This is a genomic window from Micromonospora parastrephiae (assembly GCF_016802865.1).
Taxonomy (GTDB): domain Bacteria; phylum Actinomycetota; class Actinomycetes; order Mycobacteriales; family Micromonosporaceae; genus Micromonospora; species Micromonospora parastrephiae.
Window position 1 is genome coordinate 1 of record NZ_JAEVHM010000132.1, and the last position, 15,787, is coordinate 15,787.

Sequence of the window (15,787 nt, forward strand, 5' to 3'; positions counted from 1 at the left end):
TGTCGCCGACGACTGCCCGCTTCCCGGACCGGAGGACGAGGGCTGGGCTGGCGTGGACTGGGGTCCGCACGAGCCGTGGCTCCAGCCGCTGCTGCTGCTCGCCGCCGGCGACCGGAACGCCGCCGGCGCGGCCCTGCGGGCGCTCCCGCAGGGGCCACACGACCTGCTTCGGGAGGCACGTCTCTGTCTCGTCGGCCGAGCGCGCGGGACCTCGGCGACCGGGTCACGATGGAACGCGTCCACGCCGAGCTGCTGCCGGCCGGTGAGGAACTGGCCGCCGGCAGCGGGGTGCTCACCGTCGGCCCGGTGGCCGGGCACCTCGCCGACCTGGCCGCCGCGCTGGGCCGCGACGAGGAAGCCGCTCGACACCGCCGTACCGCCCGCGCGGTGAGCGGCCGGGCCCGCGCCGCCGTCTGACCGCCCTCCGCTGTCCACCGCGACTTGCGGATTTCCGTCGGAACCGACCGGCCGGTGCGGTCAGATGGAACCACCGACGCGTCCAGCGTCGGCCAGGGATCGAGGGGGGGGGTACGCCGTGCAGGTGCTCGTCCTGATCGTGGTGCTGGGCGTCACCGTCCTGGTCGGCACCACGCTCGGCGGCCGGTACCGGGTCGCGCCGCCGGTTCTGCTCATCGCGTTCGGGGTGCTGCTCGGGCTGGTGCCGCCGCTGTCCGAGCTGACCCTGGAGCCGGACCTGGTGTTGCTGATCTTCCTGCCGGCGATCCTGTACCGGGAGAGCCTCACCATCAGCCTGCGTGAGATCCGCGCCAACCTGCCGGTGATCGGGCTGCTCGCCGTGGTGCTGGTGGTGCTCACCATGGTCACGGTGTCGCTGACCGCGCAGGCGTTCGGGGTGAATCCCGCCGCCGCCTGGGTGCTCGGCGCTGTCCTCGCGCCGACCGACGCGGCAGCGGTCACCGGTCTGGCCAAACGGCTGCCCCGCAAGCTCCTCACCACCCTGCACGCCGAGAGCCTGATCAACGACGGCACCGCCCTGGTGGTCTTCGCGGTGGCCGTGGGCCTGCTCACCGACAACGCGAAGCCCGGGGCGCTGGGCATCGGCGAGGAGTTCGTCGGGGCCAGTGTCGGCGGCGTGGTCGCCGGCCTGCTGGTGGGCACCGCCGTGGTGCTGATCCGCAAGCGGCTCGACGATCCGCTGCGCGAGGGCGCGCTGAGCGTCCTGACGCCGTTCGCCGCGTTCCTCCTCGCCGACGCGGTGCACGCCAGCGGTGTGCTGGCGGTGGTGGTCGCCGGTCTGCTGCTGGCCTACGCCGGCCCCCGGGTGATCCGCGCCCGCTCCCGGGTGCTGGCGTACGCGTTCTGGGACCTGTCCACGTTCCTCATCAACGGCGGGCTGTTCGTGCTGCTCGGGACCCAGATCCCCCGGGCGGTGCGGGGCGTCACCAGCACGTCGCCGGGTCGGGCTGTGGTGATCGTGCTGGTGGTCACGCTGGTCGTCCTCTGCACCCGCCTGTTCTTCATCTACCTGACCGTGCAGTCGGCGAGGCTGCGCCGCCGCCGGATGGTGGAACAGGGCGAAGGGTCGTCGAGCTGGCGGGTCGGGACCGTCGCGGGCTGGTCCGGCTTCCGGGGCGCGGTGTCGCTCGCGGCCGCGCTGGCCGTCCCGACGATGACGGTCGCCGGTCGGCCGGTGGTCGAACGCGACCTGATCATCTTCGTCACGGCGCTGGTGATCGTTCTGATCATGCTCATCCAGGGCACCACCCTGCCGCTGGTGGTGCGCTGGGCCCGGTTGGCCGGCGACCCTGAACGCGTCGACGAGGCCCGGCTGGCCCGGATGCGCGCCACCGAGGTCGGGCTGGCCGCGGTGCCCCGCGTGGCCGCCGAGGTCGGCGCCGGGGAGGAGTCGGTACGCCGGCTGCAAGCGGAGTACCAGAGGCATCTGGAGGACGTCAACGAGAGCGGCGGGGACACCGCCGAGGAACGCCGGCTGGAACGCCAACTGCGCCTCGGCGTCCTCGCCCACAAGCGCCGGGAGATCACCCGCCTGCGTGACAGCCGGGAGATCGACGACCTCGTGCTCCTGGAGCTACAGGCCGCGCTGGACAACGAGGAGATCCGACTGCTGGGACGCGGGCCCAGCGACTGACCGTCCCTGACCGATTGGTGACAGCGGCCGGCGCGGGCGCCGGAGGGTCGGGCACCGCCCCGCCGGGTACGGTGGAGACTTCGGCATCGGTCGATGCGTCCGGTCCGCGAGAGGGTGCCCATGACCACCGGGGAGAACGACCTGCGGGTGGTGACCGAACGGGAGTTCCTCGACGAGCTGACCTCGGTCACCCGTGCACGCGACGCGACCGAGTTCCTGTACCTGATGGCGCGGGGCGACGCCGTCATCGGCGTCCAGTGGGAGCAGCCCGGCGTCGACCATCTGCGCCGCTACCGCGTGCGCGACTCCTGCCCGCACTGCGTCGTTCTCGAGGCGGTGCGGGCGCTGGCGCCCGTGCTCCCGCTGGACCTGATGCGCGCCGGACGCGCCCGTCCGCAGTACGAGACGGTGCTGCGGACCGGTCGGCGGCCCCACCTGGCGTTCGCCCGTCCGGCGGGCTCGGCGGGGGAGAGCTGGCTCGGTGACTGTCACGCCGTGGACGGTGACCCGCACACCAGTGCCGACTGCGCGCGGCACGCGGTCCCCGCCCCGACCGGCGACCCTCTGGGCCTGCGCCCCGGATCGCTGCCCCGGGCGCTGCGCGAGTTGTACCCACACGACGCCGCCGCGACGGCGGACATCCAGCAGCGGCTGCGGATCGCCCGGGACTGGCGGGCCGACGCGCAGGCGGTGGCGAGCGGAGTCCGCGAGGCGGCGGCGACCTGGGCGTTCCTGCGCACGTCCTGCGTGCTGGGTGTGCCGGTGCCCGGCGCCGGTGGTCTCGTCCTCACCCTCGACCCGGACCGGACCGTGGACGACCGGCCGCTGACCGAGCTGCGAGCCACGGCGGTGCGGGCGCTACCCACCGGCGGTCCGCTGGCCTACCAGGACCAAGCCTGTCTCGTACCGGAGCCGGGGTCGGGCTCGCAGCGGATGCCGTCGTACGCCGGCGCGGTGGACCTGACCCGCGCGGCCCCGGTGCGTACGCTGCGGCTGCCGGCGCCCCGCCGCCCGCTGAGCACCACCGGCCGGGGCGTGCTGCTGCTCTTCGAGGCGCGGCACGCGATGGGTCGGCACGTCGCGGGCGCACCGCAGCGCGACAGCGCCTACTGGGAGTCCGAGGCGGCGTTGAACGTCTTCGAGTTCACCCTGCTGGAACGGGTCGCCGGTCGGCACTACCAGGACGCGGTGGCCGCCTACGTGCAGGCTCTGCGCCGGGAGGGCGACCTGCTCGCGCGCCCGCACAAGGTGCTCGACCGGCGGCGACGCAAGGCGCTGTCGACGGCGTTCGGCGGCCTGGACGACGAGGAGTTGCACCTGTGGGCGTCGGTGGCGTACCGCAACGCCATCCTGGTGCTGCTCGGCGATCCGGCGGCGTTCGCCGCGCACCTGCGCCGCCAGGCGCGTTGAGCGGCCGCCTCAGAGCACCTGGGCGAGGAACCGGCGCAGCCGGGGATGCTCGGCCTGCTCGAAGACCGCCTCGGGTGGGCCGGCCTCCAGCACCACGCCCCGGTCCATGAAGGCGACGGTGTCGGCGACCTGCCGGGCGAACCCCATCTCGTGGGTCACCACCACCATGGTCATCCCGGCGGCGGACAGGTCGGCCATCACCCCGAGCACCCCCTTGACCAGTTCGGGGTCGAGCGCCGAGGTGGCCTCGTCGAAGAGCATCACCTCGGGTCGCAGCGCCAACGCCCGGGCGATCGCCACCCGCTGCTGCTGACCGCCGGAGAGCTGCGCCGGCCGCGAGTTCGCCTTGCCGGCCAGCCCCACCAGCTCCAGTTGGGCGCGGGCGACCGCGTCCGCCTCGTCCTCGCCGAGCTTGTGCAGGCGGCGCAGCGCCAGGGTGACGTTGCGCAGCACGGTCATGTGCGGAAAGAGGTTGAACTGCTGGAACACCATGCCCACCCGCTGCCGCAGCGCGTCCGGGTCGTCGCGCAGCACGCTGCGGCCGTCCAGCAGCACGTCACCGCGATCGGGCTCGATCAGGCGGTTGAGAGTACGCAGCAGGGTGGACTTACCGGACCCGGACGGCCCGATCACGCAGGCCGTCGCGCCGCGCGCGACGGTGAGGTCGACGCCGCGCAGCACCCGGTTCGGTCCGAAGGCGAGGTGGACGTCGCGCGCCTGCAGGCTGACCGAGGTGGTCGTCGCGGTGGTGGTCATCGCCGTTCTCCTTCCGGGGCCCGGACAGCGCCGAGGTGTCGTCGTCCTCGTCCTCGTCGGCGGGTGCGGTGGCCGGCCGGCCGTGCCGCAACCGCCGGTCGATCCAGTTGACGACGTGCGTCAGCGGGACGGTCAACGCCAGGTAGAAGAGCCCGGCGAGCAGCAGCGCGGACTCGTTGCCGGTGGTGGCCGCGTAGTCCTGCCCGATCCGGAACAGCTCGCGCTGACTGGCCACCAGCCCGAGGAAGTAGACCAGACTGGAATCCTTGATCAACGCGATGAGCTGGTTCACCCAGGCGGGCAGCACCCGCCGGATGCCCTGCGGGATGATCACCAGCCGCATCGCGTCGGACCAGGAGAAGCCGAGGGCGCGGGCACCCTCCAGCTGCGCGGCCTCGACCGACTGGATGCCGGAGCGGAAGATCTCCCCGATGTACGCCGCCGCGATCAACGACAGCGCCAGGATGCCCAGCGGGTAGGGATCCGGCCCCCAGACCTGCATGCCCAGCGGCGCCAACCCGACGCCGATCAGCAGGATCGTCGCCGCGGCCGGCAGCCCCCGGAACACGTCCGTGTAGACCCGGGCCGGCCAGCGCAGCCACCGGGTGCGGGAGATGCCGGCGACGGCCAGCAACAGACCCAGCACCGAGCCGAGCAGGGCGGCGGAGACCGCCAGGATCAGCGTGTTCGGCAACCCGACGGTCAACATCTCGGGCAGCGCCTCGCGCATCGCGTCCGCGTCGAAGAACGTCTCCCACAGGGTGCTCAACGGATCCATCGGTCGCCTCTCCTACCGCCCTGCTCGCTCGTCACCGGGTCAGGACGCGGCCGACGCGGACGCCGACGGCACGGCCGACGCGGACGGCGCCGCCACCGCGCCGCTGCCCGGCGTGAAGTCCGCCGGGATCGGCCGGCCCGGGTAGTACTGCGCCTGCAACCGGCTCCAGGTGCCGTCCGCGATCACCTCGTCGAGGCCCTTGTTCAACGCCGCACGCAGCTTGTCGCTGCCCTTGGCCACGGCGTACGCGGTCGGCGCCGGGCTGAGCTGCTTGGCCGCCACGGTGATCTTGCCGTTGCTGTCGGCGGCCGACTTCTCGCCGATCTCCGCCGGGGCGATCCAGGCGTCGGCTGTGCCGGCCTTGAGCTGGTTGATCGCGCCGTTGTAGTCCGGCACCCGCACCGGGTCGAGCTGCTTGCCGCTGGCGTAGTCGTCCTGGACGGTGCCCTGCACCACCACGACCCGCTTGCCGGCGAGCTGGTCGAATCCGGTGATCGGCGAACCGGCCGGGACGTCCAGGCCGAAGTAGCCGAAGTCGTAGCCGTTGCCGAAGTCCACGGTCTTCCTGCGTGCCTCGGTGATGGTGATCGAGGAGCTCCCGACGTCGAACTTGTGGTTGTTCACCTGACTGAGCAGCGCGGAGAAGTCGGTCCCGACGAACTCGACCCTGAGGCCGAGCCTGCCGGCCACGGCGGTCAGCAGGTCGTTGTCGAAGCCGGTGAACCTGCCGTCCTTGAGGTACACGTTCGGCGGGGCGTCGGTCAGCGTGCCGGCACGCAGCACGCCCGGCTGCGCCAGGCCGTACGGGTTGCCGGCGTCGTCGTTCGAGGAGTCGTCGCCGCAGGCGGTCAGCGCGCTGGCGGCCAGGATCGTGGCCGCGCCCAGGGCGGCGACGCGGGTCAGGGCAGGAAGGAATCGCACAGGTGTCTCCGAAGGGGTGCGTCTCGGCGGGGCACGGATGCGCGCCGCCGACGGTGCGCCCGGTGGGCGTACCGCTGGGAATGGGTGCGGGAGGAGGGACGCGCTAGTGCGCGCTGCGGCGGCGACACACCGCGCTGCACATTCGCATCATGTCCACGTGCCGACGCCGGGTCAGTGCCGGCGAGAGCCAACCGGTGCGGAGATCCGCGGCGTCGGCCGGTGGGATGGAGCTGAGGATGCGCATACGGTCTCCCGGGTCTGTGCTGACCTGGGTGCCAGGCCACGCTTGCACCGGCGTGCTGCCGGTGCCTGGTCTTCACCCGGGGCACCCCACCGCGGAGGAGGGTTGCCGGCCAGCGAGCCGGGGCTTCGCGCTGGCGCTCATGACCTGCGCCGAGGCTAGCAGCCACGACCGGTGGATCGTCCAGCCGTTATGACCACGCTCACCCGTCGACAGCGGGCCGACCGGCAGGTCAGCCGGCGTGCACGTGCGGCCGGCGGCCCACGTCGGGCTCCTGACGGCGCAGGATCTCCCGCGTGACCGAGGCGATCGCGCCCTGCCCGAACGCCAGGTAGCGCAGGATGTTGCGACCCGGGCTGCCCTCGCTCCACTCGAAGTAGATGTGTGGGCGCCGCCGGCTCCGGTCGCGGATCGCCAGCAGCAGGGCGGCGAGCGCGTTGGGCACGGAGGAGCTGGCCAGACTGAGCACCGGGTAGCTGTCGTGCGCCACGCTGCCGCGTACCAGCAGTTCGGTCTCGAAGTCCGACGGGTCGGTGACGTGGACCTCGACGAAGATGACGTCACCGTCGTCGGGGAAGTCGTTGTCCGCCATGGTCTGGGCCAGCTTGGCGCGGTACTCGGCCGGGTCCCGGCGTTCCGGCTCGTGCGCGATGAGGCGGATCCGACGGTCGGCACGCTCGTCGATCATGCGGGCCGCGGCCGGGTCCAGCTCGACATGGTCGACCCGCAGCTCGTAGGCCCGCATCAGCCGGGACAGCACCGACACCAGGATCATTCCGCCGATGAAACAGGCCGCGATCTTGACACCGTCGGGGCGTTGCACGACGTTCGCCAGGGTGGTGTAGACGAAGATCACCGCGATGGTCCCGAACGCGAGCGTCGGGCCCCGCTGCCGCCGTCGCCGCGCCGCGAGGGTCACGGCCGTCGCCGCCGAGGTGATCAACACCAGGACCCCGGTGGCGTACGCGCCGCCCTGCGCGTCCACGCTGGCCTCGAAGACCACCGTGATCAGGAACGCCACCGTGGTGAAGACCAGCACCAGCGGCCGGACGGCCCGCGCCCAGGCGGGGGCCATGCCGTAGCGCGGCAGATAGCGGGGTACGAGGTTGAGCAACCCGGCCATCGCCGAGGCGCCCGCGAACCAGAGGATCCCGATGGTGGACAGGTCGTAGACGGTGCCGAACACCTCGCCGAGGTGCTCGTGCGCCAGGTAGGCCAGCGCCCGGCCGTTCGCGGGCCCGCCCGGCTGGAACGCCTCGGGTGGGATCAGCACGGTGGTGGTCACACTGCTGGTGATCAAAAAGACGCTCATGGTCGTCGCGGCGGTGGTGAGCAGCCGACGCGCGCCGTGGATGCGACCCAGCGGTCGATCCTCGGAGTCCTGTCGATCCCCCCGGATGTGCGGCATCACGGCCACCCCGGTCTCGAAACCGGACAGGCCCAGCGCCAGTTTCGGGAAGACCAGCAGGGACAACCCGACCACCAGCAGCGGGTCCCCGTGCCCGGTCGTCAGCGCCGTGCCCCAGTCCCCGACCGCGCTCGGATGCGTCACCACCCGCCACAGCGCGTCGGCGATCACCACCGCGTTCAGCGTGAGGTAGACGGCCACCAGGGCGACGGCGATCCCGATGGCCTCGCCGAATCCCTTCAGGAACACCGCGCCCAGCAACGCCACCAGCAGCAGCGTGAGGGGCACCTCGTGCCCCTTGAGTCCGCTCGGCCAGAACGGGTTCTCGTCGATGTGGGCGGTCGCGTCCGCCGCCGAGAGGGTGATGGTGATGATGAAGTCGGTGGCCGCGAACCCCAGCAGCACCAGTACGAGCAGCTTGCCGGGCCAGTAGCTCAGCAGGCGTACCAGCATCGCGATCGAGCCCTCACCGTGCGGGCTCTCCACCGCCACCCGCCGGTACACCGGCAGCGCGCCCAGCAGCGTCACCAGCACCAGCACCAGGGTCGCCACCGGCGACAGCACCCCGGCGGCCAGCGCCGCGATGCCCGGCTGATAGCCCAGCGTCGAGAAGTAGTCGACACCGGTCAGGCACATCACCTTCCACCACGGGTGGTGCCGATCCTCCGGCGGGCGGCCGTGCGGGCCGGGGTGCCGCGCGGCCTGTTCCGTACCGCCGTCGAGCAGCCAACCGCGCAGCCGCCCGGCGCGCCTGTCGACCTGCACCGGCGCTTCCCCCGTCCTCCGCCCATGGTCACCGCGAGTATCCGCCCGGCCGCACGCGTCCGTCCGCAGGTACGCCGAACCCGCCCGTCACGGGTCCGGGTGGCCGGCGCGTCGGAGGGTTTCGGTCCGAGGGCAGGGGGGATGCAGCGCCTCCGGCGCACCGCACCGACCCGGCCGGTCCGCCGGGAGGTCGCCGGACGGGATGCCACCGGGGAGGGAGCGGGTCATGGTCGGCGGCCGTCGCTTCCGCCCGGGTGGTGGCTTCGGTCGCCAACTCGACGAGCACGAGACCCGCGTCGGCGTGCCGCCGCCGCCCGAGCCGACCCCGTCGACCGGTGGCGTGGTGGACAGCGCCGTCTACGTCCGGGGACACCGGTTCGCCTCGCCGTCCGGCCTCGCCGAGACGTACCGCTGCCTGCAGGAGCAGGACGGTGCCATGGCCTGGATCGGGCTGTACCGGCCCGGCATCGACCAGATCACCTCACTGGCCCGGGAGTTCCGGCTGCACGACCTGGCGGTCGAGGACGCGATCAACGCCCACCAGCGGCCCAAACTGGAACGGTACGGCCACACCCAGTTCGTGGTGCTGCGTGCCGCCCGCTACGACGACCTGCGGGAGGAGGTCGAGTTCTCCGAGCTGCACCTGTTCATCGGGCCGGGATTCGTGGTCACCGTCCGGCACGGCGAGGCGCCCGACCTGGCCGCCGTACGCCGGCGGATGGAGACCGACGCGCAGATGCTCGCCCAGGGCCCGGAGGCGGTCCTGTACGCGATCCTCGACCAGGTGGTCGACGGGTACGCGCCGGTGGTGGCCGGGCTGGAGAACGACATCGACGAGATCGAGACCCAGGTGTTCGGCGGAGACCCGAACGCCAGCCGGCGCATCTACGGGCTCAGCCGGGAGGTCATCGAGTTCCAGCGGGCCGCCCGCCCGCTGCTCACCATGCTGGACGCGCTCGCGGTCGACGCCGGCAGCTACGGCACCGACGAGGAACTACGCCGCTACCTGCGGGACGTGATTGACCACCTCACCCAGGTGGTGGAACGGGTGGACGGCTTCCGGCACCTGTTGCAGAACATCCTCACCGTCAACGCCACCCTCGTCTCGCAGCAGCAGAACGAGGAGATGCGCAGCCTCACCGCGGCCAGCTACGCCCAGAACGAGGAGCTGAAGAAGGTCTCCTCCTGGGCCGCGATCCTGTTCGCCCCCACGCTCATCGGCACCGTGTACGGAATGAACTTCGTCCACATGCCGGAGCTGAACTGGCGCTTCGGATACCTGTTCGCGCTGCTGCTGATGGTGCTGGTCTGCGGCACCCTCTACCTGGTCTTCAAGCGGCGCGGCTGGCTCTGACCCGGCCGGCGCGGATCACTCGATGCCGCGCAGGATGTGCCGCTCGTCCTCGCTGTCGTCGTCGCCGGCGCTGATCCGGCCGAGCAGCACGGCAGCGGCCCAGATCGTCAGTGGCGTGGCCGCCCCGGTCATCCCGCCGCCGGTCCGGTCGTCCCGGGTCTGCCGCCGCTCCGTACGCGGTGGCCTGCGCTGAGCCTGCATGGGCCCTGCCTCTCCTCGTCGAAGCCGCCCCGGGTGGCGCGGCGTACGCCCGCGCCACCGGTCGGGTCACCCGCACGCGAGCAGGTCACCTCCGGTACGGCATCCATGTCGAACCATCCCACGTCCGCCCGCATTCGCACCCCTTGTTTTCGGTTTCCCGACTGTCGTGCCCCCAGGGACGCTCACCAGCGGTGCAGTTGCGCCCAGGCGGCGGCCCGGGCCAACGCGTCCGCCCGGCGTGCCGCGTACCGTCCGGCATCGGGATCGGTCCCCTCCTCGGCGCGCCTTTTGCGCAGCAGCGCGAGCACATCCAGTCCTCGCCGCCGTCGCCGTTCGACACCGTTCGGCATGATCGCCTCCTCGCCCCGGCCCGCCCGGTGCGGGCCTTCCATCGGGACGACGGAGCTGGCGCGTGGATCCCGACATCGACGTCCGGGGGCGCGCCGATGTCCTGATCGGCGGGGGCGCTCCGACGTCTCAGTGGGCGCTCGCACGTGGCTTGTGCGACGGTCGTGACCGGGCCAGGAGAGGTGGACGAATGAAGTACCTGTTGTTGATCTACAGCTCGCCGGCGACCTGGCAGGCACTGCCGGGCCGGCAGCGGGAGGAGATGGCGCGCGAGCATGCGGCCCTGGTGGACGAGTTGATCGCCTCCGGCGAGTACCTCGGGGGGAACGCACTCGCGGATGCGCTGCACGCTCGGGTGGTCCGGATCCGAGACGGCGCCCGCAGTGTCACCGACGGCCCGTACGCCGAGGTGAAGGAGCAGTTGGCCGGGTACGACCTGGTGGACTGCGACAGCGTCGAGCGGGCCACCGAGATCGCCGCCCGGCTGCCGGAGGCGCGCCTGTTCGCGGTGGAGGTCCGACCCGTGATGGAGTTGAACGGCATGGAGATGTGAGCACCGATGACCTGATGGGGGTGCTGCGGCGGCTGGCGCCGCAGGTTCTCGGCGCGCTGGTCCGGAACGGGGGTGGGTTCGACGCGGCCGAGGACGCGGTCCAGGAGGCGCTGCTGGCGGCCGCGCAGCGCTGGCCGGTCGAGGGACCGCCTCGCAATCCGCGGGGATGGCTGATCACTGTGGCGGCCCGGCGGTTGACCGACCAGCACCGCGCCGACGTCGCCCGGGCCCGCCGCGAGGTGGCGGCGGTGGCCCTGATCCCGGCCGACGACCGTGTTGCCCCGCCGGCGGACGCGCCGCCGGTCGTCGACGACGACGACACGCTGACCCTGCTGTTTCTCTGCTGTCACCCCGCGCTGACGCTTCCCTCGCAGGTGGCACTGACCCTGCGCGCGGTCGGTGGGTTGACCACCGCGGAGATCGCCCGGGCGTTTCTGGTCCCGGAGGCGAGCATGTCCCGGCGAATCAGCCGGGCCAAGCAGCGGATCCGGGACGCGGAGGGCCGCTTCGGCGTGCTGGCCGAGACCGAGCGCCACGAGCGGCTCGACGCGGTTCTCCAGGTGCTTTATCTGATCTTCAACGAGGGCTACACGGCCAGTGCCGGTCCGGCGCTGCACCGCACCGAGCTGACCGGCGAGGCGGTCCGGCTCACCCGGCAGGTCCGACGCCTGCTTCCCGACGACGGCGAGGTGGCCGGGCTGCTGGGCCTCATGCTGCTCACCGAGGCCCGCCGTCCGGCCCGGACCGGGCCGGACGGTGCCCTGGTGCCGCTGGCCGAGCAGGACCGGCGGCGCTGGAGTGCAGACCTGATCCAGGAGGGCATCGCGCTGGTCACCGAGACGTTGCCCCACTCGGTGATCGGCCCGTACCAGATCCAGGCGGCCATCGCCGCGGTGCACGCCGAGGCCGGGCGCGCCGAGGAGACCGACTGGGCTCAGATTCACGCGCTGTACGTGCTGCTGGAGCGGATCGCGCCCAATCCGATGACCACCCTGAACCGGGCGGTGGCGTTGGCCATGGCGCGCGGGCCACAGGCAGGGCTGGAACTGCTGGCCACGCTGGACGGCGACCACCGGCTCGCCGGGCACCACCGGCTCAGCGCTGTCCGCGCCCACCTGCTTGAGCTGGCCGGGGACCGCGCCGCGGCCCGATCCGGCTATCTGGACGCGGCCCGGCTCAGCACCAGCCTGCCCGAACGCCGATACCTGGAGGACCGCGCCGCACGACTCGGCTGACCGACATGGGTGGGCTGCCCGGTGGCGGCTGTCACTCGGCGCGGGGTCAGGGCAGCGGGTGGGAGATGCCGCGGGCGTGGTCGGTGAGCGCCGCGCCGACCACGGTCGCGGCCAGCGGCAACACCTCCAGGCAGCGGCGCACCGCGGCGGCCATCAGCGCGTTCGGCACCCGCATGGACAGCGTGCAGTGCGGCACCCAGCGGCCGGGCTGGTAGTGCTCGGCGAGGGGGATGCCGGCGGCGGCGAGCCGGTCGTGCACCAGCCGGTGGTGCGCCAGCAGCTCCCGGGTGGGCGCCGGGCCGACCCAGAGCACCCGGCCGACGAACTGCCCGGTGTGCTGGAAGTCCAGTCGCAGCGGGGCGGCCACGACCGTCCCGCGCAGCGCCTCGGCGACCTGTTCGGGATCGAAGCGGGGTGCCACCGCGAGCGAGACATGCGGGCGGTGGCGCTGCTCCAACAGCGAGCGCATGCTCTGCACGCCCTCGGCCTCCAGCGCGTCCCACAGCACACGGATCCGGCGGGTGGCGTCCGGATCCAGGTACAACTCCAACGCCGCGACCACGTGATCACCGTAGCGGCCGAGGTTTGATCGCCCGATCCGGCGGTACCTGATCGGAAAACGACCAGGAGGCGTGACCCGTGGACGTGAGTGACCTCTTGACGGAGGCGTACGACCGGCTGCCCGACCTCGTCCGCGCCGCGGTCGACGGCCTCAGCCCCGAGCAACTGCGCCACGAGCCCGGACCGGGCGCCAACTCGATCGGCTGGCTGGTCTGGCACCTCACCCGTGTGCAGGACCACCACGTCGCCGAGCTGCTCGACGCCGAGCAGATCTGGGTGAGCGGCGACTGGGCGGGCCGGTTCGCCTCACCGCCGACCCCGACGACACCGGTTTCGGGCACTCGCCCGCGCAGGTCGCGGCGGTGCGGCCGGAGAACGCCCAGGCGTTGGTCGACTACTACGGCGCGGTGTCGGCGCGTACCCGATCGTTCCTGGCCGGGTTGGGCCCGACGGACCTGGACCGCGTCGTGGACGAGAGGTGGGACCCGCCGGTCACCCTCGGCGTGCGGCTGGTCAGCGTCGCCGAGGACGACCTGCAACACGTCGGACAGGCCGCCTACGTCCGCGGCCTCATCGAGGCCGACTGACCGGCGGCATCCTCGGCCCGTTGCTCCGGCTCACCCGATCCGGGTGAGCCGGGCTCACCCGGTCGCGGGTCATCCTGCGGAGAACCCGGGGGGAGGGCGACGCGATGGGCACGACGGTGGCGCAGTACCTGCGGCAGTTGGACACCGCTCGGCGCCCCGAGCTGCCCGAGACCACCGCCGGGACGCTGCGGCTGGACGTCCGCGGGGACGGCTGCACCGAGCACTGGTACCTGACCATCGCCGACCAGCACGTCCGGGTGACCCGAGCGGCCGACGACGCCAGTCTGGTGGTCCGCGCCGACCGGGCGGTCTTCGACCGGTTGGCGAACGGTGAGGCGCACATCGCGGCGGCGTTGCTGCGCAACGACCTGACCGCGCAGGGCGACATCCGCCTGCTGACGCTGCTGAGGCGGATCTTCCCCGGGCCGAGCGGTGCCCGTCATCCGCGCGAACTGGGGCGGGCCGCGTTGGCCGGGCGGGACGGGCGGCCGTGAGGCAGGAACTCGTGCACGTTGTCGCCGGCAACGTGTTCGCCATCAGCGACGCCCAGGGTGACATCGAGGTCGACCCGCAGGCGCCCGTCGGTCTCTTCTCGTTCGACACGCGCTTCCTGTCGCACTGGGTGCTCACCGTCGACGGTGAACGACTCAACGCGCTCTCCCGGGACGACATGACGTACTTCGAGACCCGGTTCTTCCTGGTACCAGGCGCGGCGAGCCACTACGTCGACGCCGACGTGTCGATCATCCGGCACCGTTCGGTCCACGACTGCTTCCACGAGAAGATCACCGTGCTCAACCACTCGTCGAACCACGCCGAGTTCGCCATACGGGTGGAGATGAGCAGCGACTTCGCCGACATCAACGACATCGGGGAACTCCGCCAGCGGGCCGTGCAGGTCGACGCCGACTCCGCGCACCACCGGCTCGTGCTCCGCTACGAGCGGCAGCGGTTCGTCCGAGAGACCACCGTGAGCAGCACCGCTCCCGTCGAGGTGGACGAGAGCGGAATGACGTTCCGGATCCGCATCGACCCGGAAGGACAGTGGGAGACCGACCTGCACGTCGCCATGACCATCCACGGCGAGGGCGGCCAGGACATGCGTGCCAGCCTGGCGTCGCACCAACAGGCCGTCCGCAGTGGGATGCGTGAGGACCTGGAGGCCTGGCTGGGCCGCGCTCCGCAACTGGTGTCCGAACGGGCCGGCCTGGAGGCGACGTACCAGGGGAGCCTCGCCGACCTGGCCGCGCTGCGCTACCGGCCGCTGTCGTCCACCCATCGGGTGCCGATCGGTGGCCTGCCGTGGGCGATGGCGTTCTGCGGGCGCGACAGCATCATCACCTGTCTGCAGACGGTGGCGTTCACCCCCGAGCTGACGCCCGCGACGCTGCGGATGCTGGCCCTGTTGCAGGGCGGGCAGCTCGACGACGAGCACGAGGAGGAACCGGGCAAGATCCTGGCCCAGCTCCGCTACGGCGAGTCGGCCGCCTTCGGCGACCGCCCGAACGCGCTGTACTACGGCGCCGCCGACACCACCCCGCTCTTCGTCGTCCTGCTCGACGAGTACGAGCGCTGGTCCGGCGACGTGGACCTCGTCCGCGAGTTGCGCCACCCGGCCCGCATGGCCCTGGACTGGATCGACGAGTACGGCGACCTAACCGGTGACGGCTACGTGCGCTACCAGCGCCGCAACGAGCGGCACGGTGCGGTGAACCAGTCCTGGAAGGACTCCGTCGACGCGATCGTCGACGCGTTGGGGCGGCAACCGGCGTTCCCGCGCGCCACCTGCGAGTTGCAGGGCTACGCGTACGACGCGAAACGACGCGGCGCCCGCCTGGCCCGTACCTTCTGGGACGACCCCGGGTACGCCGACCGGCTGGAGCGGGAGGCAGAGGCGCTCAAGGAGCGGTTCAACCGGGACTTCTGGCTGCCCCAGCAGGAGTACTACGCGTTGGCCCTCGACCCGTACGGCGAGCCGGTCGACGCCCTGTCCTCCAACATCGGGCACCTGCTGTGGAGCGGGATCGTGCCGGACGACCGTGCGGAGGCGCTCGCCGAGCACCTGATCGGGCCGCGGCTGTTCAGCGGCTGGGGTGTGCGCACCTTCGCCGCCGGGCAACGTCCGTACAACCCGGTGGGTTCGCACCTGGGGGCGGTGTGGCCGTCGGACAACGCGCTGATCGCCGCCGGGCTGCGGCACTACCGTTTCGACGCGCACGCGGCACGGATCGCCGCCGGCATCCTCGACATGGCCCAGACGCTCGGCGGGGCGGTGCCGGAGCTGATCGCCGGTTACGAGCGCAGCATCACCAAGTATCCCGTCCAGTTGCCGTCGGCCGGGCGCCCCCAGTCGTGGTCCTCGGGCGCACTGCTGATGCTCCTGGGCACGCTGCTGGGGCTGCGCCCCACCGGGGACAACCTGCTGGTGAACCCGGCTCTACCCGCCGGCTTCGGCCGGCTGGAGCTGCTCGACATCCCCGGCCGCTGGGGCCACTCCGACGCCTACGCGGGAGACCGCTCCACCAACGCCCGCGCCCGCCCCCGCCTCCGCTAACCCAC

16 protein-coding genes, 1 pseudogene and 1 riboswitch are annotated in these 15,787 nt (G+C 72.3%); of the genes and pseudogenes, 10 read left to right on the forward strand and 7 right to left on the reverse strand.

Annotated elements, in window-relative coordinates:
- The first annotated feature begins 228 nt into the window (after positions 1–228).
- From JNW91_RS22230 to JNW91_RS22240, 3 genes are all read left to right on the forward strand, one after another.
- Positions 229–417 (forward strand): hypothetical protein, encoded by a 189-nt coding sequence (locus JNW91_RS22230; RefSeq protein ID WP_203177415.1) that lies wholly within the window; start codon positions 229–231, stop codon positions 415–417.
- Positions 418–541: 124 nt separating this feature from the next.
- Complete coding sequence (locus tag JNW91_RS22235; RefSeq protein ID WP_309244454.1) at positions 542–2,110, forward strand: Na+/H+ antiporter; 1,569 nt, start codon at positions 542–544, stop codon at positions 2,108–2,110.
- Between the two features lie 120 nt (positions 2,111–2,230).
- Entirely contained in the window at positions 2,231–3,520 is a 1,290-nt protein-coding gene (locus JNW91_RS22240) for a hypothetical protein (RefSeq protein WP_203177417.1), read from the forward strand.
- A gap of 9 nt (positions 3,521–3,529) precedes the next feature.
- Here JNW91_RS22240 and JNW91_RS22245 read toward each other — a convergent pair whose 3' ends face one another.
- The 4 genes from JNW91_RS22245 to JNW91_RS22260 form a co-directional block, all read right to left on the reverse strand.
- The gene (locus JNW91_RS22245; RefSeq protein WP_309244455.1) at positions 3,530–4,153 is read right to left on the reverse strand and encodes an amino acid ABC transporter ATP-binding protein; all 624 of its coding nucleotides are present in this window, start codon (positions 4,151–4,153) and stop codon (positions 3,530–3,532) included.
- On the reverse strand, positions 4,128–5,054 hold the full coding sequence (locus JNW91_RS22250; RefSeq protein WP_238425476.1) for an amino acid ABC transporter permease: 927 nt from the start codon (positions 5,052–5,054) through the stop codon (positions 4,128–4,130). The genes JNW91_RS22245 and JNW91_RS22250 overlap by 26 nt, the downstream gene beginning before the upstream one ends.
- Before the next feature lie 39 nt (positions 5,055–5,093).
- Entirely contained in the window at positions 5,094–5,975 is an 882-nt protein-coding gene (locus JNW91_RS22255; RefSeq protein WP_203177419.1) for an ABC transporter substrate-binding protein, read from the reverse strand.
- Positions 5,976–6,252: 277 nt separating this feature from the next.
- Positions 6,253–6,364, reverse strand: a riboswitch (SAM riboswitch).
- Positions 6,365–6,448: 84 nt separating this feature from the next.
- Positions 6,449–8,389, reverse strand: a complete 1,941-nt coding sequence (locus tag JNW91_RS22260) for an amino acid transporter (RefSeq protein WP_203177420.1) — start codon at positions 8,387–8,389, stop codon at positions 6,449–6,451.
- 226 nt (positions 8,390–8,615) lie between these two features.
- Here JNW91_RS22260 and corA point away from each other — a divergent pair, with 226 nt between their 5' ends.
- Positions 8,616–9,743 (forward strand): magnesium/cobalt transporter CorA, encoded by a 1,128-nt coding sequence (gene corA, locus JNW91_RS22265; RefSeq protein WP_203177421.1) that lies wholly within the window; start codon positions 8,616–8,618, stop codon positions 9,741–9,743.
- A gap of 15 nt (positions 9,744–9,758) precedes the next feature.
- Here corA and JNW91_RS22270 read toward each other — a convergent pair whose 3' ends face one another.
- On the reverse strand, positions 9,759–9,944 hold the full coding sequence (locus JNW91_RS22270; protein ID WP_203177422.1) for a hypothetical protein: 186 nt from the start codon (positions 9,942–9,944) through the stop codon (positions 9,759–9,761).
- A 182-nt stretch (positions 9,945–10,126) separates the two neighbouring features.
- A complete protein-coding gene (locus JNW91_RS22275; RefSeq protein WP_203177423.1) occupies positions 10,127–10,294 on the reverse strand; it encodes a hypothetical protein in 168 nt (55 codons plus the stop codon).
- Positions 10,295–10,482: 188 nt separating this feature from the next.
- Between JNW91_RS22275 and JNW91_RS22280 the strand changes: the two genes are divergently transcribed.
- Together JNW91_RS22280 and JNW91_RS22285 are read left to right on the forward strand one after the other, a co-directional pair.
- Positions 10,483–10,845, forward strand: coding sequence for a YciI family protein (locus tag JNW91_RS22280; RefSeq protein ID WP_203177424.1), 363 nt, complete (start codon positions 10,483–10,485; stop codon positions 10,843–10,845).
- A gap of 14 nt (positions 10,846–10,859) precedes the next feature.
- Entirely contained in the window at positions 10,860–12,080 is a 1,221-nt protein-coding gene (locus tag JNW91_RS22285; protein ID WP_203177428.1) for an RNA polymerase sigma factor, read from the forward strand.
- Positions 12,081–12,126: 46 nt separating this feature from the next.
- Here JNW91_RS22285 and JNW91_RS22290 read toward each other — a convergent pair whose 3' ends face one another.
- Positions 12,127–12,642 carry a 2'-5' RNA ligase family protein gene (locus JNW91_RS22290; protein ID WP_203177425.1) on the reverse strand — a complete coding sequence of 172 codons (516 nt, stop codon included), beginning with the start codon at positions 12,640–12,642 and terminating at the stop codon, positions 12,127–12,129.
- Between the two features lie 83 nt (positions 12,643–12,725).
- Between JNW91_RS22290 and JNW91_RS33690 the strand changes: the two are divergent.
- From JNW91_RS33690 to JNW91_RS22305, 4 genes and pseudogenes are all read left to right on the forward strand, one after another.
- Positions 12,726–12,884: pseudogene (locus JNW91_RS33690) on the forward strand (DinB family protein); the annotation flags it as partial.
- 119 nt (positions 12,885–13,003) lie between these two features.
- Positions 13,004–13,228, forward strand: coding sequence for a mycothiol transferase (locus tag JNW91_RS33695; protein WP_309244456.1), 225 nt, complete (start codon positions 13,004–13,006; stop codon positions 13,226–13,228).
- Between the two features lie 104 nt (positions 13,229–13,332).
- A complete protein-coding gene (locus JNW91_RS22300; protein ID WP_203177426.1) occupies positions 13,333–13,722 on the forward strand; it encodes an SCP2 sterol-binding domain-containing protein in 390 nt (129 codons plus the stop codon).
- Positions 13,719–15,782, forward strand: coding sequence for an amylo-alpha-1,6-glucosidase (locus tag JNW91_RS22305; RefSeq protein WP_203177427.1), 2,064 nt, complete (start codon positions 13,719–13,721; stop codon positions 15,780–15,782). The genes JNW91_RS22300 and JNW91_RS22305 overlap by 4 nt, the downstream gene beginning before the upstream one ends.
- Positions 15,783–15,787: the final 5 nt, after the last annotated feature.